This window comes from Agrobacterium tumefaciens, from assembly GCF_013337285.1.
GTDB lineage: Bacteria > Pseudomonadota > Alphaproteobacteria > Rhizobiales > Rhizobiaceae > Agrobacterium > Agrobacterium burrii.
Window position 1 is genome coordinate 90,409 of sequence record NZ_SUPW01000001.1, and the last position, 25,690, is coordinate 116,098.

The window sequence follows — 25,690 nt, forward strand, 5'->3', positions numbered from 1 at the left end:
ACGAAGAGGGCCGCTTTTGCGGCCCTTTTTGTATGCGCTCTCTGTCGTCATGCTCGGGCCTGTCCCGAGCATCTGCTACGTTGCGATTGGCGATACGTTTGCAGATCCTCGGCACAAGACCGAGGATGACGTCGCGCAGCGATGTCTGTTTAAACAAAAAAACGGGCCCGAAGGCCCGTTCTGCATTCCACTAAAATCCAACCGGTTTACTTCGGCCCGATCATGTTTTCCGGGCGCACAAACTGGTCGAATTCCTCGTTGGTGAGGTATCCGCCGCCGACGGTTTCTTCGCGCAGCGTCGTGCCGTTCTTGTGGGCGGTCTTGGCGATCTTGGCGCAGATGTCGTAGCCGAGCTTGCCGTTCAGCGCTGTCACCAGCATCAGCGAGTTTTCGACGCCCTTCTTGATATTGTCTTCGCGGGCCTCGATGCCGACGACGCAATTGTCGGTGAAGGAGACGGCGGCGTCGCCCAGAAGCTGGACCGACTGCAGGAAGTTGTAGGCCATCATCGGGTTATAGACGTTGAGCTCGAAGTGGCCCTGCGAACCGGCAAAGGAGAGGGCGGCATTGTTGCCGAAGATGTGGGCGCAAACCTGCGTCAGTGCTTCCGACTGAGTGGGGTTGACCTTACCCGGCATGATCGACGAGCCGGGTTCGTTTTCCGGCAGCGACAATTCGCCAAGACCGGCGCGCGGGCCGGAACCGAGGAAGCGGATGTCGTTGGCGATCTTGAACAGGGCGGCGGCGGCGGCATTGATTGCACCATGCGAGAAGACCATGGAATCATGCGAGGCGAGCGCTTCGAACTTGTTCGGCGCGGTGACGAAGGGCAGGCCGGTGATCTTGGAAATCTCGTCGGCGACCTTTTCGGCGAAACCGATCGGGGCGTTGAGGCCGGTTCCGACAGCCGTGCCGCCCTGGGCCAGCTTGGAAATTGCCGGCAGCGTCAGTTCGATATTGGCAATCGCCGAGGCGACCTGCGCGGCGTAACCGGAGAATTCCTGGCCGAGCGTCAGCGGTGTCGCATCCTGCGTGTGGGTGCGGCCGATCTTGATGATCTTTTCGAACTGCTTGACCTTGGCTTCCAGCGCCTTGTGCAGGTGCTTGAGGGCCGGCAGCAGGTGGTGAACGATCTCTTCCACGCAGGCGATGTGCATCGCGGTGGGGTAGGTGTCGTTCGAGGACTGGCTCATATTGACGTGGTCATTAGGGTGAACGGGCTTCTTGGTGCCCATTTCGCCGCCGAGCATTTCGATTGCGCGGTTGGAAATCACCTCATTGGCATTCATGTTGGACTGGGTGCCGGAACCGGTCTGCCAGACGACCAGCGGGAAATGTTCTGTCAGCTTGCCGTCGATGACTTCCTGCGCAGCGGCAATGATGGCGTCGCCAACCTTGGGGTCGAGACCGGCCAGCGCCATGTTGGCGCGGGCGGCAGCCTGCTTGACGATGCCCAGCGCACGAACGACAGAGGCGGGCTGCTTTTCCCAGCCGATCTTGAAGTTGCCGAGCGAGCGCTGCGCCTGTGCGCCCCAATAGCGATCGGCCTGAACTTCAATGGGTCCAAATGTATCGGTTTCCGTCCGTGTGGCTGTCATCAATCTTGCCTTTTTACTCGTGTTCCTCCGCCAAAACGGCGCCTTCGCCCGCCTTGCGCGGCCGATATATAGAATCATCGCGCCGGCAATGAAAGCGCTGCAATGCGGCAGGGGCAGATATTTCCCGCCGTGTTAAAGCGATTTCGACATCAGGGCAGGGCCGGGGTGAAAAACGGACCGGCGTGGCATTTTTACTACGTCCCGAAGTGTCCGGAAAACCGGGCTTTCCGTGGCATGCGAGCGGTGCGGCAAACCACGGCAAAGTGAATGAAATAAATAGAAATTTAACCATTCTCACCAATTCTGGAAATTACGTTTTTACGGCTTTGGCTGTATCATAAGGTTCATTTCGGCACGGTTGTGAACTTTGGGCGTTTCTTTTCAACGGGCCGTCTATCGGCTAGACAGGCATGAAACTGATGCAAGCCGTTTTTCTGGCTGTGCTGGGTGCTACGAGGATCAAATTGCAAGTCACATCTGGAAAAACATCGGCAGCGCTGGTGCTGGTTCTCGGTCTTTCCGTTTCCACCGCTCTTCCCGGCAGCGCCGGTGCGGTAACGCTGATGGACCTTCTGCGCGGCGGCCCGGGCAAGGTTGCGCGTGACCGCGGTGAATTGCCGCCGGCCGGTGTCGTCACCTCGCCGTCGGTTTCAGGACCGAGCGCAGATGCTTCCGATCCCGAGCCCCTGCCGCGCGTTTCCGGTCCGCGTTATTACGACTACAAGGCGGATACCGCCCGCGCTGTGAACACGGCCAATTTCAGTGACGATCTCGCCAACCTGAAGTTCAGCGCCACGCCTGAAATCGCCAAGGCGCTGGAAGCCTATTACGGCGCCGGCGGCAAGACGCTATGGGTTTCGGAAGGCGAATTGACCGAGCGTGCCAACGCCGTCATTGCCTTCTTCGAGACCGTTGGCGAAAGCGGTCTCGATGCGGCCGATTACAGCATTTCCGCACCGGCAAAGGATGTGACCGCCAGCATCAGCAGCAATGCTTCCGGCACGACGGCAACCGGTACGCCGGTGGAAAAGGCATCGGCATCGACCTCCGACGCCTATCAGCGGGCGCAGATGCGGTTCGAACTGGCGCTGTCTGCCAAGGTTCTGGCCTATGTGCAGGATACGACCCGCGGCCGTGTCGATCCGAACCGGCTCTCCGGCTACCATGATTTCAAGCGCAAGACGGTGAACCTTACCCCCGTGCTGAAGCTTGCGGGCCTCAGCCCGGATGTCGGCGCCTATCTGCGCAGCCGCGAACCATCGAGTGCCGAATATCAGGCGCTGAAGGCTGACCTTGCCCGCCTGCGCGGTGAGGGCGATGCGGCTCACACTGTCCGCGTTCCCGCCGATCTGGTGCTGAAGCCCGGCAATAGCAGCGCTGATATGGCCAATGTGGTCAAGGCGATCGAACATCGTGCTTCGCCCGCCTTCAAGGCGCAGCATGCGGCGATCATTTCGGGCTACCAGCAGACGCAGGATTATACGCCTGATCTCGTCGATCTGGTGAAGGCGTTCCAGAGCGAAAACGGCCTTAAGCCGGATGGCGTCATCGGCCGCGCCACCGTTCGCGCCATGGTTGGCGAAAGCAACGAGGCGAAGATCGCCAAGCTGCAGGTGGCCATGGAGCAGATCCGCTGGCTGCCGGCCGATCTCGGCCAGCGTTACGTCCTCATCAATCAGCCCGCTTTCATGGCCTATTACCACAATGATGGCGTGGAACAGTTCGGCATGAAGGTGGTCGTCGGCTCCAAGGCCAACCAGACTTATTTCTTCCAGGACGAAATCCAGACCGTCGAGTTCAATCCCTATTGGGGCGTGCCGCAGTCGATCATCGTCAACGAGATGCTGCCGAAGCTGCGCCGCGATCCGTCCTATCTCGACCGGCTGGGTTACGAAGTGCAGGTGGGTGGCCGTGCGGTCTCCTCCACCAGCGTCAACTGGTACGGCTCGACCAATGCCGTTTCCGTGCGCCAGCCGCCAAGCAGTGACAATGCGCTGGGCGACCTGAAAATCCTGTTCCCCAATGCGCATGCCATCTACATGCATGACACACCGGCCAAGAGCTTCTTCAACCGCGACATGCGGGCGCTGAGCCACGGCTGTATCCGTCTGGTCGATCCGCGCCGTATGGCGGCCGCGGTTCTCGGCACCAGCGTCGACAAGGTGGGCGAGCAGATTGCTTCCGGCAAGAACCGCGCCGTGCAGGTGCCGGTGAAAATCCCGGTCTATGTCGCCTATTTCACCGCTTGGCCGGACAAGGATGGCAAGGTGCAGTTCTTCGACGACGTCTATGATCGTGACAGCTATGTGCAGAAGGCGTTTGCGGTGACGACGAAGGCGCGGGCCGCGTCTATCTGATTAGGACAATCTCGAAAAAAAGCGCCGGAAACGGCGCTTTTTTTTGTTTGATAGCGGCTGGACGGTCCGGCTTTTCAGGCCGCAGCGGCGCCCTTGGCGATGAGCTTCTTGAAGAGTGCCGGCGTCAGTGCTGCAAAATCATCGATCACGACGTCAGGTTCCAGCTCGGCCATCGGCACATCCGTGTAACCGAAGGTCACGCCGATCGACGGTACGCCGGCGTTCTTTGCGGCGAGAATATCGTTGATACTGTCACCGACCATGATGGAGCGCCTGATATCGCCGCCGGCCTTTTCGATGGTGCCGAGAATATGGCGGGCATCTGGCTTGCGGAAGGAGAAAGTGTCGCCGCAGGTGATGGCCGCGAAATAGGGCGTGAGCCCGAGTTTTTCGAGCAGCGGCAAAGCGAGGATTTCGGTCTTGTTGGTGCAGACGGCAAGCGTGATGCCGGCTTCCGAGAGCGCATCCAGCGTGTTGACGATGCCGGGATAGGGGCGGCTTTCACCCGGCATTTCGGCGCGATAATGGGTGATGAAACGCTCATAAAGCGGATCGATCTCGGCTTCCGGCAGTTCCGTCTGGCGCAATGCGAAAGCCCGCTTGATCATCACCCGCGCGCCCTGGCCGACGAGGTGGGTCAGGTCGTCATAGGTGACGGGGGCAAGGCCAGCAACGGCGATGGTGTGGTTGAGGCTCGAGACCAGGTCGGCGGCGGTATCGACGAGCGTGCCGTCGAGATCGAAAATGGCGAGCGGAGAGAGCGGGCGGGATGTCACGGGAACGGGCCTCTTGGAGAATGCGGGTGTCGAGGTGTCGGTGCTTTTATTCCTGCCAAGCCTAGGCAAACGGGCCTGTCTTTGCAACCGCGTCACAACGTTCTGTTCGTTGGCTTGAAAAAGGCTTTCGTTTGGCTTTCGACCCGTGTAAACAGCACGGCGACGACAAAGCTACCGGAGTTTCAGGCACATGGATGCCCGCCAGATGAAGATCAAGGCCGCCGAGGCCGCATTGTCCCATGTGCAGGACGGGATGAGGCTTGGTATCGGCACGGGTTCGACGGCCGAGGAATTCGTCAGGCTTCTGGCCGAGAAGGTTGCTGCCGGCCTGAAAGTCGAGGGCGTGCCGACATCCGAACGCACTGCGCGTCTGTGCGTCGAGCTTGGCGTGCCGCTGAAATCTCTCGATGAATTGCCTGAACTGGATCTGACCATCGACGGCGCGGACGAGGTGGATCATGCATTGCGGCTCGTCAAGGGCGGCGGCGGCGCGCTTCTGCGCGAAAAGATCGTCGCGGCGGCATCCGCCCGTATGATCGTCATCGCAGACCAGACGAAGGTGGTGGAGACGCTGGGTGCCTTTCCGCTTCCCATCGAAATCAACCCTTTCGGCCAGGTGGCGACGCGCATCGCCATCGAGAAACTGGCGGCGCGGTCAGGTCTTTCCGGCACGCTGACGATGCGTTCGTCCGGTGACGGCGTGTTCATGACGGATGGCGGACACCTTATTCTCGACGCATCTTTTGGCCGTATTCCTGATGCAGAAGCGCTAGCACGCGAGCTGAACGCTATTCCCGGTGTTGTCGAGCACGGACTTTTCATAAATTTGGCATCGCTTGCCATCATCGCGGGTCCTGAAGGCGCCCGCGTGATGCAGGCAGTATAACAGGAGCGAGATTTTCATGATCAAACTAGCGGGACTGGGCAAAGCTGCCGCTGCTTCGATCCTCATTTCCGGCGTTGTGTTCGGTACTGCCGCACGCGCTCAGGAAATTTCGGAAGCGCATGTTACTGCCGCACGGCAGGCAATCGCCTCTCTTGGCGTTACCGACCGTTTTGACGACATTCTGCCTGGACTGGCAGAGCGTCTGAAGGCCGAACTCATTCAGGCCTCGCCGAACGTCGAAGACGCCATCACCGAGACCGTCGATGCCAAGGCTCTCGAGCTTGCGCCGCGCCGCGCCGATCTGGAACGCGAGGCTGCACTCACCTATGCGCGCGCCTTCAGCGTTGAAGAGCTGAACGCCATTTCCGCCTTCTACAGCAGCGAAGCGGGCAAGAAGCTTCTGAAGGACGGCCCGATCGCCACGCGTGAATTGATGAAGGCCGCCGATATCTGGGCCGCCGGCATCAACCGCGATCTCAACGCGTCCAGCATGTCGGAACTGCAGAAGGTTGCCGGCGCAGATCTGAAGCCGCTTCCGGCCGATCAGAACGCCACGGGCGGCGCTCCGGCTGCTCCCAAGCCCTGATTGAATGAACAGACAGTTCAGAAATATTCAAAGCCCGGTCGCAAGACCGGGCTTTTCATTTGTGCGTCGCAGCACCTATATGTGCCGTGAAGACGCCACCGTTCGCCTTGAAGGCTGATGGCGTGGTTTTGATCAGGGGTTTTGACTATGACAGCTTATGACTACGATCTTTTCGTCATCGGTGGCGGCTCGGGCGGCGTGCGCAGCGGCCGCGTGGCGGCCTCGCTCGGCAAGCGCGTGGGGATTGCTGAAGAATACCGTTATGGCGGCACATGCGTCATTCGCGGCTGCGTGCCGAAGAAGCTGTTCGTCTACGCCTCGCAGTTCCCCGAACATTTCGAGGATGCCGAAGGTTTTGGCTGGAGCGTTGGTGAACGCCGTTTCGACTGGAAGAAGCTGATCGCGGCCAAGGACAAGGAAATTACCCGTCTCGAGGGGCTGTATCGCAAGGGGCTGGAAAACGCCAAGGCCGATATTTTCGACAGCCGCGCTGAACTGGTCGATGCCCATACCGTGAAGCTTACAAAAACCGGTGAGACCTTCACGGCCGAGCGTATCGTTATTGCCGTCGGCGGTACGCCGAACGAGCACAAAGCGTTGCCCGGTCATGAGCTGACGATCTCGTCCAACGAGGCGTTTGATCTGGAAGACCTGCCAAAATCGATCCTGATTGCCGGCGGCGGTTATATCGCCGTGGAATTCGCCAATATCTTCCACGGGCTCGGTGTCGAAACGACGCTGATCTATCGCGGCAAGGAAATCCTGTCGCGGTTCGATCACGACATGCGCAAGGGCCTGCATGAGGCGATGGTGGCCAAGGGCATCAAGATTATTCTGGAAGATGTCATCCAGGAGGTCAGCAGGGACGGTTCCGGCGGCTTTGTGGCGCGCACGTTGCAGGGCCAGTCTCTGCATGTGGGTCTCGTCATGCTGGCGCTCGGGCGCGACCCCAATACCAAGGGTCTCGGCCTTGAAAATGCGGGTGTGAAGGTGGATGCGCGCGGCGCAATCATCGTCGACGATTATTCGCGCACCAATGTGCCAAACATCTTCGCGCTGGGTGACGTCACCGATCGGGTACAGCTGACACCGGTGGCGATTCATGAGGCCATGTGCTTCATCGAAACCGAATATAAGAACAACCCGACCAAGCCGGATCACGAGTTGATCGCAACTGCGGTATTCTCGCAGCCGGAAATCGGCACCGTCGGGCTTTCGGAAGAGGAAGCGGGCAAGAAATATCCGGAACTGGAAGTCTATCGCGCCCAGTTCCGGCCGATGAAGGCAACGCTTTCCGGCCGTCAGGAAAAGACGATCATGAAGCTGATCGTCAATGCCGCTGACCGCAAGGTTGTCGGCGTGCATATTCTCGGGCACGAGGCGGGTGAGATGGCGCAGCTTTTGGGCATCACGCTGAAAGCCGGCTGCACCAAGGATGATTTCGACCGCACCATGGCGGTTCATCCGACAGCGTCCGAGGAACTGGTGACGATGTATACGCCGAGCTACCGGGTGGTGAATGGCGAGCGCGTGTAGCGCTGATACGAGCGTGATATAATCGCCGTCCAAATCTGCCAGTCGCCCTTCGAAACCGGTGTTTTTCGGATGGCGGCGGGTTTGTTAAATCGTTTGAATTGACTTTTGTGCGTCTCAAGCGCTCAAAACGGGCAGAACGAGCCTGTTGGCCGGGAGATCGGCTATGCAAAGTCGATGCTTGGAGCTATAAGCCGCTCAAATTTTGGAGGCGGCCGCGTCGCTATTGCGCGGGCGAAAAAAGGGTAAGAACATGGCACAGAATTGGACACCCGGCAGCTGGCGTCAAAAACCGATCCAGCAGGTTCCCGAATATCCTGACGCAGCAGCGCTTGCGGCAACGGAAGCCACGCTCGCGACCTATCCGCCGCTGGTTTTTGCCGGTGAGGCCCGCCGTCTGAAAAAGCAGCTTGCCAATGTCGCTGAAGGCAACGCCTTCCTGCTGCAGGGCGGCGATTGCGCCGAAAGCTTCCTTGAGCATGGCGCGGACAATATCCGCGACTTCTTCCGCGCTTTCCTGCAGATGGCTGTCGTCCTGACTTATGGCGCGCAGCTGCCTGTCGTGAAGGTTGGGCGTATTGCCGGCCAGTTCGCCAAGCCGCGCTCCTCCAACGTGGAAGTGCTCGATGGCGTGACGCTGCCGTCCTACCGCGGTGACATCATCAACGGCATCGAATTCAACGAAGGCTCGCGCATACCGAGCCCGGAGCGCCAGCTCGACGCCTATCGCCAGTCGGCGGCGACGCTGAACCTGCTGCGCGCTTTCGCGATGGGTGGTTACGCCAACCTTGAAAACGTTCACCAGTGGATGCTCGGCTTCATCAAGGACAGCCCGCAGGCGGACCGTTACCGCAAGCTGGCCGACCGGATTTCCGAAACCATGAACTTCATGCAGGCGATCGGTATCAGCGCGGAAAACAATCCGAGCCTGCGCGAAACCGATTTCTTCACCAGCCATGAGGCGCTGCTGCTCGGTTACGAAGAGGCGCTGACCCGCGTCGATTCCACCTCCGGCGACTGGTACGCTACCTCCGGTCACATGATCTGGATCGGCGACCGCACGCGTCAGCTCGACCATGCGCATGTGGAATATTTCCGCGGCATCAAGAACCCGATTGGTCTGAAGTGCGGTCCGTCGCTGACGCCTGATAATCTGATCGAGCTGATCGATGCGCTGAACCCGGCAAACGAAGCCGGCCGTCTGACGCTCATCTGCCGTTTCGGTCACGACAAGGTTGCCGACAGCCTGCCGAAGCTCATTCGTGCAGTGGAAAAGGAAGGCCGCAAGGTCGTCTGGTCGTGTGATCCGATGCATGGCAACACGATCACGCTCAACCACTACAAGACGCGTCCGTTCGAGCGCATTCTGTCGGAAGTCGAAAGCTTCTTCCAGATACACCGCGCCGAAGGCACACATCCGGGCGGCATCCATATCGAGATGACCGGCAAGGACGTGACGGAATGCACCGGTGGTGCGCGTGCCGTGACGGCGGATTCGCTGTCCGACCGTTACCACACCCATTGCGATCCGCGCCTCAACGCCGATCAGGCACTGGAGCTGGCGTTCCTTTTGTCCGAGCGCATGAAGAGCGGTCGGGACGAGAAGCGTCTGGCGATTGCTACGGCTTGATTTAAAGACTGCTCAAACAAAAGCCGCCGGGAATGTCCCGGCGGCTTTTTTGTGTCTATCTGCGGTGCTATTGCACCAGCGCCGGCTGCTGGCAGCGCACATCGGTGACGCGCACATCGGCTTCGCCGATCTTGACGCCGAGAACCAGAAGCACGTTGTAGAGCAGCTGATCGACCGGAGCGGTGACCACCGCAAGCGTGTTGGCCAGCGCTGCCTGAATGCCCGCCAGGCCTCCCAGATCGAGGTTGAGGAAGAGCAGCCTGATATCCAGATTGAGGTTCTTCAGCAGCGAGCTGACAAGAGTGGTGACGGTGTCCTTGGTGGAAACGCTCTTGATCTTGGCTTGGGTGATATCCGACTGCGTGAAGGTCAGCTTGGTCTTCGTCATGTTGGTGGCATTGATGAGGGCGCTGCCATTGATGGCGAGCAGGGCTGAATCGACGATGGCCGCCTTGGTGACACGCGGGTCCTTGCCGAAATTGGCAAAAGCTGAGGTATCGACATTGCCGAGTGCGATTTCCGCAACGCCGGGAACGACTTCCACATCGACCGTTCCCTGTCCGCCGCCCGTGCAGCGAATATCGGCAAGCCGTGCTTCGGCATGGGCGACTTCCACATAAAGCGGGATATTGACCTTGAGGCCGGCAATGGCCTGCAGCCCGTCCACCACAACACTGACGGCCAGCCGGGTCTGTGCGGTGCGGACGATGGTGCCCTGACCGCCAACGGCGAGCGACGGGGTTTCGACAGGCGGTTCACCGATGGCAAGCGTTGCCTTGACGGAGGCGAGACCGAGCACATTGGCGTTGAGATTGAGCGCCAGCTGATTGCCACCATTGCCGGCAACGGCTGCGGCATTGAGCAGATCGAAGACGCCGGCGGTGACCTTGAGGTTTTCACCACTACCGATCAGCTTGTCCGAGAACGGCCCGAGATTGAGGATCTCTTCGAGTTTAAGTTTGATGTTGCTCTTGTTGGCGGTTTTTTCCAGTGTCTTCAGAATGTTGGCGACAGCCGGCTGCAGGCCGGTGGTTTTGGTCAACGCATTGAGGAATTGGCCGTAGGTGATTTCCGTCTTCAAAACATCCTTGTAGGTGCCGGCGGTGAGCTTGAGATCGATGGCGAGCGCCTCGACGACATGCAGCGCGTTGACATCGGCGGCAACCAGCCCTTGGTAATCCATGAGTTTGAGCGAAACCGTGGTGCCGAGCAGGCCGCCGAGCAGGCTGTTCAAAATACCTTCGTCGAGACTTGCAAGTCGCGATCCCACTGAAAATGCCGCGATCCTCTGGGATGAGGCCGTTCCAACCGCGGAAATCTTGGGCGGCGTGGTGAAGGCGGCGGCGAAGAATATCTGGCCCTTTTCAACGATGTTCACTTTCACCGCATTGGTGGGCAGGGCGTTGTCGACGAACCGCTCGCCGACAGGAACGGTTGCGTCTGGTTCATAATGGCCCTTGATGACCTCGGCGTAACCCTTGCTGCCTGCAAACTCGTTTGCGGGATCGAAGGGCTGAAGACCGTTGGGAGTGAGCAGGCCCTGCGGCGTCTTGACGCCGAGATCCATGCCGTTGAGGGCGAAATATTGCTGCACCGCCCTTTCCGGATCGGCGGCATTGGCCGCCGCCGATATGGCTGCGAGATCTGCGGTCTGCTGCAACTGCCGTTTCTGCAGGGTCAGATAACCGTAGTCGACGCCAAGCGCCAGGACGCCGATGAAAAGCGGCGCGGTAAGCCCGGCCGAGATGGCGATGTTGCCCGTTCGATCTTTGAGGAAAGCGGGGAGCAGGGAATGGATAGTCCGCATGTCATGCTCCTCCGATCCGGATGGTGGAAAAACGTCGGATAACCGGCTCTGGCATGGTGTAGCTGTAGAGGCTCCAGATTGGCAGATCGCTGGCGTCATATTCGACCTTGACCGTGAACTGGTTGGCATTGGCGGGATCGGTGGCGACATCGACGGTGAAACGGGCCTTGTCCATGAAAGCGTAACTGAGATCGCTTTTGGTGACGAAATCCCGGGCAAGCTGCTGGCGCTCGGTTGTATTGAGGCCGGCAACCGCCGTTCTCGCCGCATCTGCGGCGATCTGCTGCACCGAATAGGCCGCCATCAGGTAGATGCCGTAGGCGATCATGGTCAGAAGCACGAGAAAGAAGATCGGCGCGACGATGGCAAACTCGACAGCGTTCGAGCCGGACCGATCGCGAAGGAAACGCACTGCATTACGCATAAAGCACCCCCGTTCCTCAAGGCACCAAGGTTCGATGCCTTGTTTTATTATTTTCGGAAATGCTAATTTATAGGTGTTAATTTTTTGTTGATGCCGCCCTTATGGGTTGCATGCGCGTTAAAGCCTTCGCGTCAGTACCAGTTGATTTTCAAATAAGCCGAAGCCCTTTGAAGCTGGCGTGGCCGTCCTTGCCGATGATGATGTGGTCGTGAACGGCGATGCCGAGCGGCTTGGCCGTATCGATGATGGTTTTGGTCATCTCGATATCGGCCCGCGAAGGCGTGGGATCTCCACTTGGGTGATTATGTATTAAAATCAATGCGGTAGCGGATAATTCAAGGGCGCGGCGCACCACCTCGCGCGGGTAGACCGGTGTGTGGTCCACGGTTCCCTGACCTTGCACCTCGTCGGCGATCAGGACATTGCGCTTGTCGAGGAACAGGATGCGGAACTGTTCTCGGGTTTCATGGGCCATGACGGCATGACAATAATCGATGACCGAAGACCAGGAGCCGAGAACCTGCTTGTTGCGGATTTCGCTTTTCAGCATGCGCTGGGAAACGGACGCAACGAGCTTGAGATCGAGCGCCACAGCCTCGCCTACACCCTTCACCTCCTGTAACAGCGGCAAAGGTGCGCCGAGCACGCCGCCAAGCGTTCCAAAACGGGCAATCAGCGCCTTGGCGATGGGTTTGGTATCGCGCCTCGGGATCAGCCGGAACAGCAGGAGTTCCAGCAACTCGTAATCGGCAAGTGCGGCATCGCCGCCATCGCGGTAACGCGCCCGCAGCCGCTCCCGGTGGCCATGATAGTGGGCGATTTCCGCTTCAGGCTCCACAAGGGCCGCTGCAGGATTCTTCGGCGCACTTCGCGGTTCGGCAAAAAAGCCGCGCTCATCCGCCGCATCGAACAGGTCGCCTTCGCCTGCCTCAAAGCCTGACGTCGGGGAAAGATCGGCGGGAGGCGGGGCAGGGCGTTTTGCCATAGGCGGTCTGGCCTTATGCGAGTGGCGGCAGGCCCGGGCGATCAAAGCCGCCCGGTGACAGCGTGAAGATTTCGCAGCCGGTGGCCGTGACGCCGACGGCATGTTCATATTGGGCGGAGAGAGAACGGTCACGTGTCACCGCCGTCCAGCCATCGGAGAGCACCTTCACATGCGGCTTGCCGAGATTGATCATCGGCTCGATGGTGAAGATCATGCCCTCGCGAATTTCCGGCCCTTCCTCCGGCTGGCCGTAATGCAGGATGTTGGGTGTGTCGTGGAACAGGCGTCCGACGCCATGGCCGCAGAAATCGCGCACGACGGAGCAGCGCTCGGCCTCCGCATAGGCCTGGATTGCAGCACCGATCGCACCGGTGCGCACACCGGGCTTCACCGCCGCGATGCCACGCATCAGGCATTCATAGGTCACTTCCATCAACCGCTCGGCGGCGCGCTTGATCTGGCCGACCGGGTACATGCGGCTCGAATCGCCATGCCAGCCATCCAGCACATAGGTCACGTCGATATTGACGATATCGCCGTCGCGCAGCGGCTTTTCATCCGGAATGCCATGGCAGACCACATGGTTGATCGAGGTGCAGACGGATTTCGTGTAACCGCGATAATTCAGCGTCGCCGGCAGCGCGCCGTGGTCGGCACCGAATTCGAAGACGAAGCGGTCTATGGCGTCGGTCGTCACGCCCGGCTTGACGATGGCCGCCAGTTCATCGAGGCAACGCGCCGTCAGCTGGCACGCCTTGCGCATCCCGTCAAAATCCTCAGGCGTATAAAGGCGGATGACGCCTGTGTTCTTGAGGGGGGCGGAGGCTGCGTCGATATAGGTGACCATCATAGTGCTTTCTGTGTCTTTACGTCCCTGTTCATAAAACAGCCGGACGCCATTCGTCCATCTTAACCGTTCCGCTGACCGAAATTTGTGTCGGGGAGACCGCGCATTTTACCGCATAGGCCTCGACACCACGTGCCATCGCCCGCTGAAATGCCAGCGCATAGACCGGATCGAGATCGTCGCAGATGCGCATCCGCTCGCAATCGCTGCGCTGGATGAGATAGAGCATCACCGAGCGGTAACCAGCTTCCGCCGCGTCACCCAATTCCTCCAGATGTTTCGCACCGCGTTTGGTGGCGGTATCGGGAAATTCGGCGAGCCCCTTTTCGCGCATGAAATGCACGTTCTTCACTTCCACATAGGCATCCGGCCGGCCGGGTTCCGATAGCAGGAAATCGATGCGGGAATTGCGGCCGTATTTCTGTTCGCGCCGGATCGTCGAATAGCCGCCAAGTTCAGGGATACGGCCGTTCAGGATTGCCTCTTCCGCCAGCCGGTTCGGCATACCGGTATTGATGCCGACCACGGTGCCATCGGCCGCGACCATTTCAAACATGTGCCGGTATTTGCGGGTTGGGCTGTCATGCTCGGATAGCCATATCCGGGAGCCCGGCGTCGTTAGCCCGCGCATGGAGCCGGTATTGGGGCAGGAGCCGGTAATCGCCGTGCCGTCCTCCAGAATGGCATCGAAGAGGAAACGCTTGTAGCGGGAAATCAGCGTGGCGGGAACGAGCGGGGGTGTGAAGAGCATATGGCCTGAAAGATGTTTGGTGATGGAATTGGGTCAGGAAAGGACGTAGGTTCCCGGTGCATCGCCGAGCACGGCGTGTTTGCCGTCTTCCGGGTTTCGCGCCTTCACCTTCTCGCCATTCTGGCTTTCGATCCAGTTCTGCCAGTGCACCCACCATGAGCCCTTATGGGCGGTGGCGGCAGCCTGCCAGGCATCAAAGTCTCCAGCCGGTGACGGCCCCGTCCAATATTGGTATTTTTCAAGCTGCGGCGGATTGACGACGCCGGCGATGTGGCCGGAAGCGCCGAGCACGAACTCCACCGGCCCGCCGAAGAGCGCAGCACCCGTGAAGACCGATTTCGCCGGCGCGATATGGTCGTCGCGGGTGGCGAGATCATAGACGGGGATATTGATGTCGCCGAGGTTGATCCGCTTGTCGGCAACACGCATCAGCCCGCGGGCGAGATTGTTCTCGAGGTAACAATTGCGCAGATAGAAGGAGTGGCTGGCGGCCGTCACCCGGGTCGAATCGGAATTCCAGTAGAGCAGGTCGAAGGGCAGGGGTTCCGTGCCACGCAGGTAATTATCGACCATATAGGGCCAGATGAGATCGGAAGCGCGCAGCATGTTGAAGACGGTGGCCATGATCGAGCCATCGAGATAACCGACCGCCCGCATGTGCCTGTCGAGAGCCGCCAGCTGGCCTTCATCGATGAAGACCTTGAGATCGCCCGCATGGATAAAATCTGTCTGGGCGGCGAGCAGCGTGGCGCTGCGGATACGCTCGTCGCCTTGCTGTGCATGCAGCGCCAGCGCCGAGGATAAAAGCGTGCCGCCGACGCAGTAGCCGATGGCGTTGATTTGTTTCTCGCCGGTTCTTTCCTCGATGGTGTCGAGGGCGAAATCGATGCCTTCGCGGATGTAGTCGTCCCAGCCCTTGTCGGCGAGGCGGGCATCCGGGTTGATCCAGGAGACCATGAAGACGCTGTGACCTTGCTCCAGGCACCAGCCAACGAAGGATTTTTGCGGATTGAGATCGAGAATGTAGAATTTGTTGATCCATGGCGGCACGATCAGCAGCGGCCGTTTGAAGGCCTTCTGTGTCGTCGGCGCATAATGGATGATTTCGCAGAGCGGGCTTCTCGCGACTACCTTGCCTGATGTCACCGCGATATTCTGGCCGATGACGAATTTGCTGTAATCCGTCTGGCGCAGTTTCAGGTGGCCATTGCCGGCCGCGACATCTTCCGCCAGCTGCGCCATGCCCTTGACGAGGTTGGCGCCGCTGGAAGCTACCGTCTCGCGGAAGACCTGCGGATTGGTGAAGACGAAATTGGCCGGGGAGAGCGCCTCCGTTACCTGCCGCATGTAGAACAGCGCCTTGGTGCGGGTGTGTTCATCCAGCCCTTCGGCCTCCGTCACCATCCGGTCGGCGAAGCCCACGGTCGTCTGGTAGGCTTTCAGGAGAAAATCGAAGAATGGATTGGCCTGCCAGTCGGCATCGGCAAAACGCCGGTTGCGGCGTTCCGCAGGGCCGGTCTCAGTGGGTTTTTCCGGGGCCGAATCGGCCGCGTCGGAAAATTGCGCTACCGATTTTGCCCAAAGGTCATAATAGCTGGAGAGAAGATGGGTCTGTGCTTCCAGCGAACGCTTCGGTTCGGCCATCCAGTATTCCGCGACATCGGACAGCGTCTTGACGAGGTCGGTCATGGGGTCGGCGCTGTTTTCGGGCATTTCACCGCGTTCGCGCGGCGCCAGCCATTCGGAGGCGGCCTTGCCGAGATTTTCAAGCGCGCGGGCGATGTTGACCGCGAAGGCTTCAGGGTCGCGGATCAGGTAGGCTTCGGCGGATCCGGCGTCGAAACCGGGCGTTTTGCCGCCCTTTTTCTTCTGCCCACCGTCAACACCTGCCATGCGCTGTCCTCCGCCAAATTTGTGTTTGCACATTCTGCATGAAAACGAATACAAGTTCCACCAGCAAGGGGAGGCCGCAAAGCGCCGAACCGCAGTCGAATTCGATATCTGCAGATATCCTTACAGGCGGAACATGACGATGGGCAAGCAGATGGGCACCTGGGGAACATATGCGGAAAATGCTGCGAGAATCGCGGTGCTTTCCCTGTCCGGCGTCGTGGCTGTTACCGGGCTCGTCGCCTGCAAGGCTCCCGAACCGATCGTGGCGCCGGCCCATATGCGCCGCCCGACAGCCGAAATCGTCGGCCCGCGCCCCGTTAGCGACAATGCGGTGAGCCAGAGGCGTGATACCGGCACCTATCCAACCTTTTCGGCGCCCATGACGGCGGCCGGCACCCAGATGGGCGACGATGAGGCTTCCACCATGGAATCGAGCCTCTCGCGTCTTGGCGCTGCCCGCCGCAATGGCCAGATTTCGGAAGCCGAATATAAGCGCCGGGTTGCCGAACTGCGGGCGCTTGGCGAAAACCAGAAGCCGGTTGCGACGCCTGCTGCTTCGCAGTAAATTTCAAATCAATTCATGCTGTGGTCATAGGCGTGTATTGGGTTTGGGACTATAGTTCGGCAAAAATCGGTTATGATTTGAATGCGCAATCCAAAAGTGCTTTTAGCCTTTGCAGTTTTATTGGGCGTTCTGCCTGCGACCCTGCACTCACTTAGTGTCAGCCCATCGCTATTTCTCGGTATATCGTTCTTTGCTCTGAATATTGGTCTTTGCCTGCTGGCCGCCACCACCACGCGATATCGTTTTTGGTGGCTGGGTTATGGCGTCGCTTGTGTTCTGGCTTTTGTACTGTCTGGTACGTCCAGTCCTCTTTCGCTTGTCGCAATTTTGTTTACGACGTGGAAAGCCTGATTGTTCAGCGACTTTTTCTTCGTTGAGGGCTCGGCGACATCATAACCCCTTCTTTACCCTGCCTTTGAACCATCCGCTTACCGAAGATTTTAAGCGGATGGATGCGGTTTGGCGCTTATGATGCAGCCATAACAAACAGGCCGCTGAAAAAGCGGCATACAGGGTGAAATATCATGAAATGCATCGCCGCTTTGCTGGTTCTTGCCGGTTTTGCGCTCGCCCCCGCTCAGGCGCGGGCGCCGCACATCAATATTGGAACACCCGCGCTTCAGGGTCGATGAAGAATTGCGACCGCCGGTCAGTCGTTGCCGGCGGCATCGTTCAGTGCGTCGAGATCGGGCACCGTGATATGGCGGTTGTTCTCGATGCGGATAATGCTTTCCTTGCGCAGCTTGGTCATTTGCCGGCTCACCGTTTCGATGGTGAGGCCGAGGAAGTCGGCGATGTCGGCGCGTGAGAGCGGCAGGTCGAAAGCCGATTTGTCGTCGTTTTCCGGGTCGATATGGGTGGCGATCATATAAAGGAAGCTGGCAACTTTTTCCTGCGCCGATTTACGGCCGAGCGTCAGCATCCAGTCGCGCGCCTCATCCAGTTCCTTCAATGACTGGTTATGCAGCTTGCGCTCCATATCCGGCACTTCCGAGACCATGCGGTCGACGATGCGGCGTGGGAAAAGGCAGATTTCGACATCCGTTGCGGCTTCCGCCGTCATCCTGCTTTCTGCCATGAATGGCCGGCCAAGAAAATCCGGGGCAAATTGCAGGCCGACGATCTGCTGGCGGCCGTCCGACATCATTTTCGAAAGCTTCACCACGCCGTTGAGGATGTTGCCGTAAGAGGTAACGAGTTCGCCCTGGCCCAGCAACTCATTGCCGGCCTCCAGTTTTTTGCGGCTGGAATAACGGCTGAGGTCGCAGAGCTGCTGCGGCGTCAACGCACTGCAAAGACCACCGTGACGTGCCTCGCAGGAGCGGCACACGACGGGCACTTCCGAATTGTGGATGGTCTTCTGCAGCGTGTCCATAAGCCTCTTCCAATGCTGGCTTTTTCGGGACGATTACGACCATGGGTATCAAATCCGGTCTCTTTGAAGGCTTGCGCCACGTAGCCGTCGTCCCCGCGTCTACTTTAGGAAGAACTTATGGCGCAATTTGATTGAAGTCAAAGTTGCAAACTGTCGCAGCCGTTACTGAAAGAGAGGAAATCGACATTTTCTTGATAAAAGGCAAAACCGGTGATGAATACCGAACTTCTTCGCAAATATTCGGGTGCCGTGCCACGTTACACGAGCTATCCGACCGCGCCGCATTTCCACGAGGGAATCGATAATGCGACCTATCGGCAATGGCTCGGCGAGCTGAACCATCGCAACCGGATATCGCTGTATCTGCACATTCCCTATTGCGACAGGTTGTGCTGGTTCTGTGCCTGTCACACCAAGCACACGCTGAAATACGAGCCGATTGCCGTTTATCTGGAAGCACTTAAGCAGGAAATTGAAGCGGTCGGCGCACTTGTTTCACCTGACGCGGTGGTGAGCGCGGTGCATTTCGGCGGTGGTTCTCCCACCATGCTGAAGCCTGAGGATATGGTCAGCCTGATGGACTGTCTGCGGCGCCATTTCACCTTTGGTCTTACGCCCGAAATCAGCGTGGAAATGGACCCGAACGATCTGGACGACAGCCGCTACGACGCGCTTGCCGCCGTCGGCATGTCGCGGGCGAGCCTTGGTGTGCAGGACTTCGATGACAAAGTGCAAAAAACCATCAACCGCATCCAGTCTTTCGAACAGACGAAATCGGTCGTCGATGCGGTGCGGGCGAGGGGCGTCCACTCGGTCAATTGCGACATTCTTTATGGTCTGCCGTTCCAGACCTGCGAGACGCTGAAGAAGACGGTAGATCAGATCGTCTCGCTCGATCCGGACCGGGTCGCGCTTTTCGGTTATGCTCATGTTCCGTGGATGAAGAAGCACCAGTCGCTGATCCCGGAACACGCGCTTCCGGATATTGCCGAGCGTTATCGCCAGATGACGATGGCGGGAGAGATGCTGAAGCAAGCGGGTTACAAAGCGATCGGCATCGATCATTTCGCCAAGCCGGCCGATACCTTATGCCAGGCGGCCGAAGCGGGGGAACTGCGGCGTAATTTCCAGGGCTATACCACCGATACGGCCGATGCGTTGATCGGGCTTGGCGCCTCTTCGATTGGCAGGCTGCCGCAGGGCTATGTGCAGAACATGGTGGCGACCGGGGAATATCAGCGCATAGTGGGTGAGGGCGGCCTTGCCATCGTCAAGGGAATAGAATTGTCGGAAGAGGATCATCTGCGCTCGCATGTCATCGAGCGGCTGATGTGCGATTTCGCGCTCGATTTCGCGGATCTAGACCAGCGTTTCGGCAAGGCCAGCCATTCCGTGCGGACGCAGGCACAGCATTTCGCCGCCGGCAACAATGACGGCGTGGTGCGTATGGATGCCGATATTTTTGCACTCACGGAGCTGGGCAGGCCCTTCGCCCGTAATATCGCGGCAATCTTCGACACCTATCTCGGTAATGGACGCGGCCGCCATTCGGTTGCTGTTTAGGCAACAGTTTCAGGGCAAATTTCAAAGTTACGTCACGAAACCATTGGCTTTTTTGTGCGACTTGCCTATGTGGTGCGTCAGACAGGATAATTCATACGAACGACAATAAGGATTATGGGCGTGACAGCTACATTCGACAAGGTTGCCGACATCATCGCCGAAACCAGCGAAATCGACCGCGAAACCATTACGCCGGAAAGCCACACGATCGACGATCTGGGCATCGACAGCCTCGACTTTCTGGATATCGTTTTCGCCATCGACAAGGAATTCGGCATCAAGATTCCGCTCGAGCAGTGGACGCAGGAAGTCAACGAAGGCAAGGTTTCCACCGAAGAATACTTCGTGCTGAAGAACCTCTGCGCCAAGATCGACGAATTGCGCGCAGCCAAGGGCTGAGACGACGATGCCCGCCTTGGAGCATCGGACCGAAAAGTGTATTGCGGTTTTCGGATAATCCGATGCTCGAACAAAAGACAGAGCGGGCATTTCTCTTTCTGGACCCGGCCTTTCATTGGGCGGGTCGCAACCGACCAGAGACGGGCCGGACGGATGCTGCTTGAATATTTTCAGATGATCGACAAGGTCGAGGCCGTGGATATGGCGACGCGCACGTTGAAGGCGCGGTCGGTCGTTCCCGACAAAAGCCCGGTTTTCGAAGGCCACTTCCCCGGCATGCCGCTCGTTCCGGGTGTGCTTCTGATCGAGACCATGGCGCAGGCCTCCGGCATGATGGTTCTGGCATTCAGCGATTTTGCGTCCATGCCGTTCCTGATGTCGGTCGACGGCGCCAAGATGCGGACCTTCGTGGAGCCGGGTGCCGTTCTCGACATCGAGGCCGTGCTGGAGCATGACGGTTCGGGCTTTGCGGTCACCAAGGCGAAAATTACCAGCGATGGCAAGAAGGTCTGTGACGCACAGCTGAAACTGCGCACCATGCCGTTCAGCGAAATCCCGCTCGGGCCTATCGTCAAGAAGCGGGCCGAGGAAGTCGGCCTGATGGCGGCGATTGCCGCGGATGCGCAGAAATAAGCGCTTCAGCCCGTTTCGAAAGAGGGCGTTTTTCCCGTCGGCCCGGTTTCGATGCATGAAAAACGTGGGCTGGCGACGGCTGATCGGGCCTTCACCATTGCCAATCCGCACTGCGCGCTTTATTCCGCAACGCATGGAGCGGTCGTTTGCGACCGTTGTTGGATAGCCGTGACCATTTAGATGGGGCCGGCTGCAAAGGATGACAGACGATGAAATCTGACAATGATGTGGTGATAACAGGGGTCGGCATCGTGACCTGTCACGGCGTCGGCAGCCAGGCGCATGTGGCGCTTCTTTCTGGAACCGCTGCGCCGGCGACGATTGTCGAGACCGAAAAATTCAAACCCTACCCGGTCCATCCCATGCCTGAGATCGACTGGTCCGCGCAGATCGCCAAGCGCGGCGACCAGCGCCAGATGGAAAACTGGCAGCGCCTCGGCGTGTTCGCGGCCGGCCTTGCGCTCGACGATGCCGGGCTGAAGGAAGATGCCGAGGCCTGCGCCACCATGGACATGATCGTGGCGGCCGGTGGCGGCGAGCGCGACATCAATGTCGATACGCTGATTGTCGATGAAGCGCTGAAGCGCAACGACCGTGAAAAGCTGCTGAACGAGAAACTGACGACCGAACTGCGTCCGACGCTGTTTTTGGCCCAGCTTTCCAATCTGATGGCCGGCAATATTTCCATCGTGCACAAGGTCACCGGTTCGTCGCGTACCTTCATGGGCGAAGAAGCGGCTGGTATCTCCGCTGTCGAAACCGCGTTCCACCGCATCCGTTCCGGCGAATCGAGCCACGCACTGGTGGGTGGCGCTTTCTCGGCGGAACGTCCCGATATGATTCTGCTATTCGAAGCCATCGGCGCACATGCGCAGGGCGGCTGGCAGCCGCTGTGGTCGCGTGGCGATCAGGACGGTGGCGGCATGATTTCCGGCTCGCTCGGCGCATTCCTCGTGCTGGAATCGCGCAAGCATGCCAGCGATCGCGGCGCGCGGATTTATGCCCGCATCGACGCCATCGAAGGGGATCGCGGCAATCGTGATGAAGGCCGTATGGAAAAGCGTCTGGAGCGCCTGCTCGCGCCTGCAAAGGATAGCGCTGCGACCGTCGTGTTTTCCGGCGCGAGCGGTTACGACGAGGTTACCCGGCGCGAGAAGGATATTCTCGAAAAAGCGCTGCCACAGGCCGTCATTCGTGGCTTTGGCGGTATCACCGGCCATGGACTTGAAGCGCAGTTTCCGCTTGGGCTGGCTTTGGCGGCGCTGACGCTTGAAAGCGGCGCGAAGGTTCCTACCTTCGACGCGGCTGCCGAAAAGCAGATGGGCGAGGCGGCCACCGAGGCCGTCGTCACCACCGTCGGCCATGTGCGCGGCGAAGGTGTCGCCGTTCTGTCCCGCGACGTTTGAGGAGAAAAGACCATGGCTTCCAATTTCAGGGATCATCTCGGTCGCCCGATCGTCGCTGTTACCGGCATGGGCATCATCACCTCGCTGGGGCAGGGGCTTGACGACAACTGGTCGGCCCTGACATCTGGCAAATCGGGTATCCATAATATCACCCGCTTCCCGACCGAGGGGCTTTCCACCCGCATCAGCGGTACGGTGGATTTCATCGATATCCCGGTGCCGAATTCCGTTGAGCGCTCCTATGCCTTTGCGCGCGAGACGACCATCGAAGCCTTGGCGCAGGCCGGCATCTCCGGTGATTTCGACGGCCCACTGTTTCTGGCCGCACCACCGATCGAGCCGGAATGGAGCGCCCGTTTCGAGCTTGCCGACCGTTCGCCGCCGGCTGCCCAGCCGGGCGACGCTTATCAGCGGTTCATGACGGCGTTGCGCCAGCGTCCCGATCCGGCGTTTCAGGAAGCAGCACTGTTCGGCGCGATTTCCGAGCGTCTCTCCGACCGCTTTGGCACGCGCGGCCTGCCTGTCACGCTGTCCACCGCCTGTGCATCAGGCGCGACCGCGATCCAGCTGGGCGTTGAGGCGATCCGCCAGGGCCGCACCGAGCGGGCGCTGACGGTTGCCACCGACGGTTCAGTCAGCGCCGAAGCGTTGATCCGTTTCTCGCTGCTGTCTGCGCTTTCGACCCAGAACGACCCGCCGGAAAAGGCCTCCAAGCCGTTCAGCAAGGACCGTGACGGTTTCGTGATCGCCGAAGGTGCCGCGACGCTGGTGCTGGAATCGCTGGAAGCCGCCGTCGCACGCGGGGCGAAAATTCTCGGTATCATCAAGGGTGCGGGTGAAAAGGCCGACAGCTTCCATCGCACGCGGTCTTCGCCCGATGGCGGCCCGGCGATTGCGACGATCCGCGCGGCGCTCGCAGATGCGGGTGTGGCCGAAAGCGATATCGGCTATATCAACGCCCACGGCACCTCGACGCCTGAGAACGACAAGATGGAATATGGCTCGATGCTCGCCGTCTTCGGTGAGGGCCTGAAGAATATTCCGCTGTCGTCCAACAAGTCGATGATCGGCCATACCTTGACAGCTGCGGGTGCGGTCGAAGCGGTGTTCTCGCTGCAGACGATGCTGACCGGCACGCTTCCGCCGACGATCAATTACAACAATCCCGACCCGTCCATTTCGCTCGATGTTGTGCCGAATGTGAAGCGGGACGCGCAGGTGAATGCGGTTCTGTCCAACTCCTTCGGCTTCGGTGGGCAGAATGCAAGCCTTGTCATGACGCGGGAACCGGCTTAACCGGTTCCGCCACAAACAGAAGCGTTTCCGGGCCTGAACGGAACTCCGGAAACGCTCTCGCTTCTTTGATTACGCATTCCGGCCGCAAAACCGTTACAGAGGTTTGCTGGAATAGCCTTTTAGATAACCGCCCTCGGGCGAAGGACTGAAATATGCGCGCTCTTCAACTCGTGGACGACCGGAAGCTCGAAAAAGTGGACCTGCCCGAACCGGATGCACCGGGTCCGGGCGAGGTGACGCTGCGCGTCAAGGCCGTGGCGCTCAACCACATCGATGTGTGGGGCTGGCGCGGCATGGCTTTCGCCAAGCGCAAGATGCCGCTCACCATCGGCGCCGAGGCTTCCGGCGTGGTGGAAGCCATCGGTCCGGGCGTTTCGAATGTACTGCCGGGCCAGCTCGTTGCGGTTTATGGCGCGCGCACCTGCGGTATTTGCAAGCCCTGCCGCGAAGGCCGTGACAATCTGTGCGAACATGTGCAGGGCGTGCACGGTTTCCACCTTGACGGCTTTGCGCAGGAGAAGATCAATATTCCGGCCCGCCAGCTCGTTCCCGCGCCGCATGGCATTGATGCGATCGCTGCGGCACTTGCGCCGGTGACGTTCGGCACGGTGGAGCACATGCTGTTCGACAATGCCAAGCTTGAGCCGGGCGAAACGATCCTTGTGCATGCCGGTGGTTCCGGCATCGGCACGGCGGCGATCCAGCTTGCCAAGAAGATGGGCTGCACCGTCATCACCACCGTTGGTTCCGACGACAAGATCGAACGGGCGAAGGCGCTGGGCGCCGATCACGTCATCAACTACCGGACCGACCGTTTCGAAGGCGTCGTGCGCAAGCTGACGAAAAAGAAGGGTGTGGACGTGGTGTTCGAACATGTCGGCAAGGACACCTTTGCGGCTTCGATGTTCACGCTGAAGCGCGGCGGCCGCCTTGTCACCTGCGGCTCCACGTCAGGTGTCTCCACTGACATCAACCTGATGATGCTGTTCCAGCAGCAGCTGAAACTGCTCGGCTCCTTCGGCTGCCGCATGGAAAACATGGCCAATGCCATGCAGAAGATGGCGCGCGGCATCGTTCATCCGGTCATCGACACCGAAGTCACCTTCGAGGACATCGACCGGGCGCTGGAACGCATGGAAACGCGCCAGGTGTTCGGCAAGATCGTGTTGCGGATGGACTGACCCAATTGAAACTTTTCATCACGCGGATCGTCCTGAAACTGGACCGCTTCCGGCAATGGCTGATTGCGACATTCGCCTTCGGTCTGCTCAATCTTCTGAAGATTTTTCCAGCCGATGCGGGTATCCGCGCCGCTGACCGGCTGGCGCGCTTCGTGGGGCCGAAAACCGGCCGCCACAAGCTGATGCTTTACAATCTGGCGCGCGCCTTTCCGGAAAAATCCGAGGAGGAGCGCCTCGCCATCGCCATGGACAGCTGGGGCAATATGGGGCGGCTTGCGGCGGAATATGTGTTTCTCGACCGGCTGTTCGATTTCGATCCGGAAAACAGCGAGCCCGGCCGTATTCAGGTCGAGGGCATTTCGACATTTCTTGAGCTGCGCGACAATCCGCGGCCCTTCATCGTCTTTACCGCCCATAGCGGTAATTTCGAATTGCTGCCGGTGGCCAGTTCCGCCTTCGGCCTCGATGTCACCGTGCTGTTTCGTCCGCCCAACAATCCGTATGTCGCCGACAAGGTGTTCAATTTCCGCAAGGAGCGCATGGGTAATCTCGTGCCGTCGCATGCCGGCTCGTCCTTCGCGCTGGCGCGGCAGCTGGAACGTGGCGGTGGTGTCGGTGTGCTCGTCGACCAGAAGTTCAGCAAGGGGCTGACGACGACGTTCTTCGGCCATGAGGTTCGCACCAACCCGCTGCTTGCCAAGCTGGTGCGGCAGTTCAACTGCGATGTTTACCCCGCCCGTTGCGTGCGCCTGCCGGATAATCGTTACCGGCTGGAAATCGAACCGAAGGTCGAGATTCCGCGCGATGAAAAAGGCAATGTCGACATTCAGGCGACGGCGCAGCTTTTGAACGACAAGGTGGAAAGCTGGGTGCGCGAACATCCCGGACAATGGCTGTGGTATCATGATCGCTGGGACGTGAAGCACCAGATCTGAGGCATTTGCCGCGCTGCCCGATTCCGGTCGATTTTTTACGAAAATGGGCCATGAATTTGTGAATTTCGATATTTTTCCATAGTAGTGGAACCTCATTTTTCGTTCATGGATTATCGAAATTGAAAAAATAGCGGTGCCTGTGATATTTTGGGGTACGACCCTTGCGGCGCTCCTGCGTTTCGTTACGTCATTTTTAAATGCGCAGACGCTATGATCAAGGGATAAAGGGTCTATCCTTACGGATTGGAGCGGGGTGTTTGCCCG

The 25,690-nt window shown here is 59.2% G+C and carries 23 protein-coding genes; 14 read left to right on the plus strand and 9 right to left on the minus strand.

The features are described 5' to 3' along the window. Window positions 1-206: 206 nt before the first annotated feature. Complete coding sequence (gene fumC / locus FCH38_RS00430; RefSeq protein ID WP_174372527.1) at window positions 207-1,598, minus strand: class II fumarate hydratase; 1,392 nt, start codon at window positions 1,596-1,598, stop codon at window positions 207-209. Window positions 1,599-2,098: 500 nt separating this feature from the next. Here fumC and FCH38_RS00435 point away from each other — a divergent pair, with 500 nt between their 5' ends. After that, window positions 2,099-3,955 (plus strand): L,D-transpeptidase family protein, encoded by a 1,857-nt coding sequence (locus FCH38_RS00435; protein WP_174373101.1) that lies wholly within the window; start codon window positions 2,099-2,101, stop codon window positions 3,953-3,955. A 74-nt stretch (window positions 3,956-4,029) separates the two neighbouring features. Here FCH38_RS00435 and FCH38_RS00440 read toward each other — a convergent pair whose 3' ends face one another. Then, the gene (locus FCH38_RS00440) at window positions 4,030-4,731 is read right to left on the minus strand and encodes an HAD-IA family hydrolase (RefSeq protein WP_174372528.1); all 702 of its coding nucleotides are present in this window, start codon (window positions 4,729-4,731) and stop codon (window positions 4,030-4,032) included. A 190-nt stretch (window positions 4,732-4,921) separates the two neighbouring features. Between FCH38_RS00440 and rpiA the strand changes: the two genes are divergently transcribed. The 4 genes from rpiA to FCH38_RS00460 all read left to right on the plus strand — a co-directional run bounded on the left by rpiA (window position 4,922) and on the right by FCH38_RS00460 (window position 9,366). After that, complete coding sequence (gene rpiA / locus FCH38_RS00445) at window positions 4,922-5,617, plus strand: ribose-5-phosphate isomerase RpiA (RefSeq protein ID WP_153513781.1); 696 nt, start codon at window positions 4,922-4,924, stop codon at window positions 5,615-5,617. 16 nt (window positions 5,618-5,633) lie between these two features. Then, complete coding sequence (locus FCH38_RS00450) at window positions 5,634-6,203, plus strand: DUF2059 domain-containing protein (RefSeq protein ID WP_149897529.1); 570 nt, start codon at window positions 5,634-5,636, stop codon at window positions 6,201-6,203. Between the two features lie 147 nt (window positions 6,204-6,350). Then, window positions 6,351-7,739, plus strand: a complete 1,389-nt coding sequence (gene gor, locus FCH38_RS00455; RefSeq protein WP_153513780.1) for a glutathione-disulfide reductase — start codon at window positions 6,351-6,353, stop codon at window positions 7,737-7,739. A 250-nt stretch (window positions 7,740-7,989) separates the two neighbouring features. Continuing rightward, window positions 7,990-9,366: a class II 3-deoxy-7-phosphoheptulonate synthase gene (locus FCH38_RS00460; protein ID WP_149897531.1), complete on the plus strand. Its 1,377-nt coding sequence runs from the start codon at window positions 7,990-7,992 to the stop codon at window positions 9,364-9,366. 67 nt (window positions 9,367-9,433) lie between these two features. Here FCH38_RS00460 and FCH38_RS00465 read toward each other — a convergent pair whose 3' ends face one another. The 6 genes from FCH38_RS00465 to FCH38_RS00490 form a co-directional block, all read right to left on the minus strand. Then, the gene (locus tag FCH38_RS00465; protein ID WP_149897532.1) at window positions 9,434-11,173 is read right to left on the minus strand and encodes a TadG family pilus assembly protein; all 1,740 of its coding nucleotides are present in this window, start codon (window positions 11,171-11,173) and stop codon (window positions 9,434-9,436) included. A gap of 1 nt (window position 11,174) precedes the next feature. Then, entirely contained in the window at window positions 11,175-11,597 is a 423-nt protein-coding gene (locus tag FCH38_RS00470; protein ID WP_149897533.1) for a TadE/TadG family type IV pilus assembly protein, read from the minus strand. A 148-nt stretch (window positions 11,598-11,745) separates the two neighbouring features. Then, window positions 11,746-12,582, minus strand: coding sequence for a RadC family protein (gene radC / locus FCH38_RS00475; protein ID WP_174372529.1), 837 nt, complete (start codon window positions 12,580-12,582; stop codon window positions 11,746-11,748). Between the two features lie 13 nt (window positions 12,583-12,595). Beyond that, on the minus strand, window positions 12,596-13,429 hold the full coding sequence (map, locus tag FCH38_RS00480; protein ID WP_142839829.1) for a type I methionyl aminopeptidase: 834 nt from the start codon (window positions 13,427-13,429) through the stop codon (window positions 12,596-12,598). A gap of 31 nt (window positions 13,430-13,460) precedes the next feature. Further along, entirely contained in the window at window positions 13,461-14,180 is a 720-nt protein-coding gene (sfsA, locus tag FCH38_RS00485; protein WP_174372530.1) for a DNA/RNA nuclease SfsA, read from the minus strand. A gap of 33 nt (window positions 14,181-14,213) precedes the next feature. Continuing rightward, window positions 14,214-16,073 (minus strand): class I poly(R)-hydroxyalkanoic acid synthase, encoded by a 1,860-nt coding sequence (locus tag FCH38_RS00490; protein WP_174372531.1) that lies wholly within the window; start codon window positions 16,071-16,073, stop codon window positions 14,214-14,216. A 139-nt stretch (window positions 16,074-16,212) separates the two neighbouring features. Here FCH38_RS00490 and FCH38_RS00495 point away from each other — a divergent pair, with 139 nt between their 5' ends. Together FCH38_RS00495 and FCH38_RS00500 are read left to right on the plus strand one after the other, a co-directional pair. Then, on the plus strand, window positions 16,213-16,638 hold the full coding sequence (locus FCH38_RS00495) for a hypothetical protein (protein ID WP_236776530.1): 426 nt from the start codon (window positions 16,213-16,215) through the stop codon (window positions 16,636-16,638). A gap of 81 nt (window positions 16,639-16,719) precedes the next feature. Further along, window positions 16,720-16,989 carry a hypothetical protein gene (locus FCH38_RS00500; RefSeq protein ID WP_174372532.1) on the plus strand — a complete coding sequence of 90 codons (270 nt, stop codon included), beginning with the start codon at window positions 16,720-16,722 and terminating at the stop codon, window positions 16,987-16,989. A 298-nt stretch (window positions 16,990-17,287) separates the two neighbouring features. Here FCH38_RS00500 and fnrN read toward each other — a convergent pair whose 3' ends face one another. Further along, window positions 17,288-18,013, minus strand: a complete 726-nt coding sequence (gene fnrN / locus FCH38_RS00505) for a transcriptional regulator FnrN (RefSeq protein WP_174372533.1) — start codon at window positions 18,011-18,013, stop codon at window positions 17,288-17,290. Window positions 18,014-18,226: 213 nt separating this feature from the next. Between fnrN and hemN the strand changes: the two genes are divergently transcribed. From hemN to FCH38_RS00540, 7 genes are all read left to right on the plus strand, one after another. Next, window positions 18,227-19,576 carry an oxygen-independent coproporphyrinogen III oxidase gene (gene hemN, locus FCH38_RS00510; RefSeq protein WP_174372534.1) on the plus strand — a complete coding sequence of 450 codons (1,350 nt, stop codon included), beginning with the start codon at window positions 18,227-18,229 and terminating at the stop codon, window positions 19,574-19,576. 114 nt (window positions 19,577-19,690) lie between these two features. Next, window positions 19,691-19,975, plus strand: coding sequence for an acyl carrier protein (locus FCH38_RS00515; protein ID WP_003495848.1), 285 nt, complete (start codon window positions 19,691-19,693; stop codon window positions 19,973-19,975). A gap of 153 nt (window positions 19,976-20,128) precedes the next feature. Next, window positions 20,129-20,608, plus strand: a complete 480-nt coding sequence (locus FCH38_RS00520) for a 3-hydroxyacyl-ACP dehydratase FabZ family protein (protein WP_080790685.1) — start codon at window positions 20,129-20,131, stop codon at window positions 20,606-20,608. A 209-nt stretch (window positions 20,609-20,817) separates the two neighbouring features. Then, the gene (locus FCH38_RS00525; RefSeq protein ID WP_174372535.1) at window positions 20,818-22,014 is read left to right on the plus strand and encodes a beta-ketoacyl-ACP synthase; all 1,197 of its coding nucleotides are present in this window, start codon (window positions 20,818-20,820) and stop codon (window positions 22,012-22,014) included. Between the two features lie 12 nt (window positions 22,015-22,026). Next, window positions 22,027-23,310 carry a beta-ketoacyl-ACP synthase gene (locus FCH38_RS00530; RefSeq protein ID WP_153513771.1) on the plus strand — a complete coding sequence of 428 codons (1,284 nt, stop codon included), beginning with the start codon at window positions 22,027-22,029 and terminating at the stop codon, window positions 23,308-23,310. 152 nt (window positions 23,311-23,462) lie between these two features. Beyond that, the gene (locus FCH38_RS00535; RefSeq protein WP_149897544.1) at window positions 23,463-24,491 is read left to right on the plus strand and encodes a zinc-binding dehydrogenase; all 1,029 of its coding nucleotides are present in this window, start codon (window positions 23,463-23,465) and stop codon (window positions 24,489-24,491) included. A gap of 5 nt (window positions 24,492-24,496) precedes the next feature. Next, the gene (locus tag FCH38_RS00540; RefSeq protein WP_423753162.1) at window positions 24,497-25,426 is read left to right on the plus strand and encodes a lipid A biosynthesis lauroyl acyltransferase; all 930 of its coding nucleotides are present in this window, start codon (window positions 24,497-24,499) and stop codon (window positions 25,424-25,426) included. The last annotated feature ends 264 nt before the right edge of the window (window positions 25,427-25,690 follow it).

Coding starts and splice junctions, on each gene's coding strand:
- fumC (WP_174372527.1), bottom strand. CDS start 1,598: ATGACAGCCACACGGACGGAAACCGATACATTTGGACCCATTGAAGTT.
- rpiA (WP_153513781.1), top strand. CDS start 4,922: ATGGATGCCCGCCAGATGAAGATCAAGGCCGCCGAGGCCGCATTGTCC.
- FCH38_RS00450 (WP_149897529.1), top strand. CDS start 5,634: ATGATCAAACTAGCGGGACTGGGCAAAGCTGCCGCTGCTTCGATCCTC.
- gor (WP_153513780.1), top strand. CDS start 6,351: ATGACAGCTTATGACTACGATCTTTTCGTCATCGGTGGCGGCTCGGGC.
- FCH38_RS00460 (WP_149897531.1), top strand. CDS start 7,990: ATGGCACAGAATTGGACACCCGGCAGCTGGCGTCAAAAACCGATCCAG.
- FCH38_RS00465 (WP_149897532.1), bottom strand. CDS start 11,173: ATGCGGACTATCCATTCCCTGCTCCCCGCTTTCCTCAAAGATCGAACG.
- FCH38_RS00470 (WP_149897533.1), bottom strand. CDS start 11,597: ATGCGTAATGCAGTGCGTTTCCTTCGCGATCGGTCCGGCTCGAACGCT.
- radC (WP_174372529.1), bottom strand. CDS start 12,582: ATGGCAAAACGCCCTGCCCCGCCTCCCGCCGATCTTTCCCCGACGTCA.
- map (WP_142839829.1), bottom strand. CDS start 13,429: ATGGTCACCTATATCGACGCAGCCTCCGCCCCCCTCAAGAACACAGGC.
- sfsA (WP_174372530.1), bottom strand. CDS start 14,180: ATGCTCTTCACACCCCCGCTCGTTCCCGCCACGCTGATTTCCCGCTAC.
- FCH38_RS00490 (WP_174372531.1), bottom strand. CDS start 16,073: ATGGCAGGTGTTGACGGTGGGCAGAAGAAAAAGGGCGGCAAAACGCCC.
- FCH38_RS00495 (WP_236776530.1), top strand. CDS start 16,213: ATGGGCAAGCAGATGGGCACCTGGGGAACATATGCGGAAAATGCTGCG.
- FCH38_RS00500 (WP_174372532.1), top strand. CDS start 16,720: ATGCGCAATCCAAAAGTGCTTTTAGCCTTTGCAGTTTTATTGGGCGTT.
- fnrN (WP_174372533.1), bottom strand. CDS start 18,013: ATGGACACGCTGCAGAAGACCATCCACAATTCGGAAGTGCCCGTCGTG.
- hemN (WP_174372534.1), top strand. CDS start 18,227: ATGAATACCGAACTTCTTCGCAAATATTCGGGTGCCGTGCCACGTTAC.
- FCH38_RS00515 (WP_003495848.1), top strand. CDS start 19,691: ATGGGCGTGACAGCTACATTCGACAAGGTTGCCGACATCATCGCCGAA.
- FCH38_RS00520 (WP_080790685.1), top strand. CDS start 20,129: ATGCTGCTTGAATATTTTCAGATGATCGACAAGGTCGAGGCCGTGGAT.
- FCH38_RS00525 (WP_174372535.1), top strand. CDS start 20,818: ATGAAATCTGACAATGATGTGGTGATAACAGGGGTCGGCATCGTGACC.
- FCH38_RS00530 (WP_153513771.1), top strand. CDS start 22,027: ATGGCTTCCAATTTCAGGGATCATCTCGGTCGCCCGATCGTCGCTGTT.
- FCH38_RS00535 (WP_149897544.1), top strand. CDS start 23,463: ATGCGCGCTCTTCAACTCGTGGACGACCGGAAGCTCGAAAAAGTGGAC.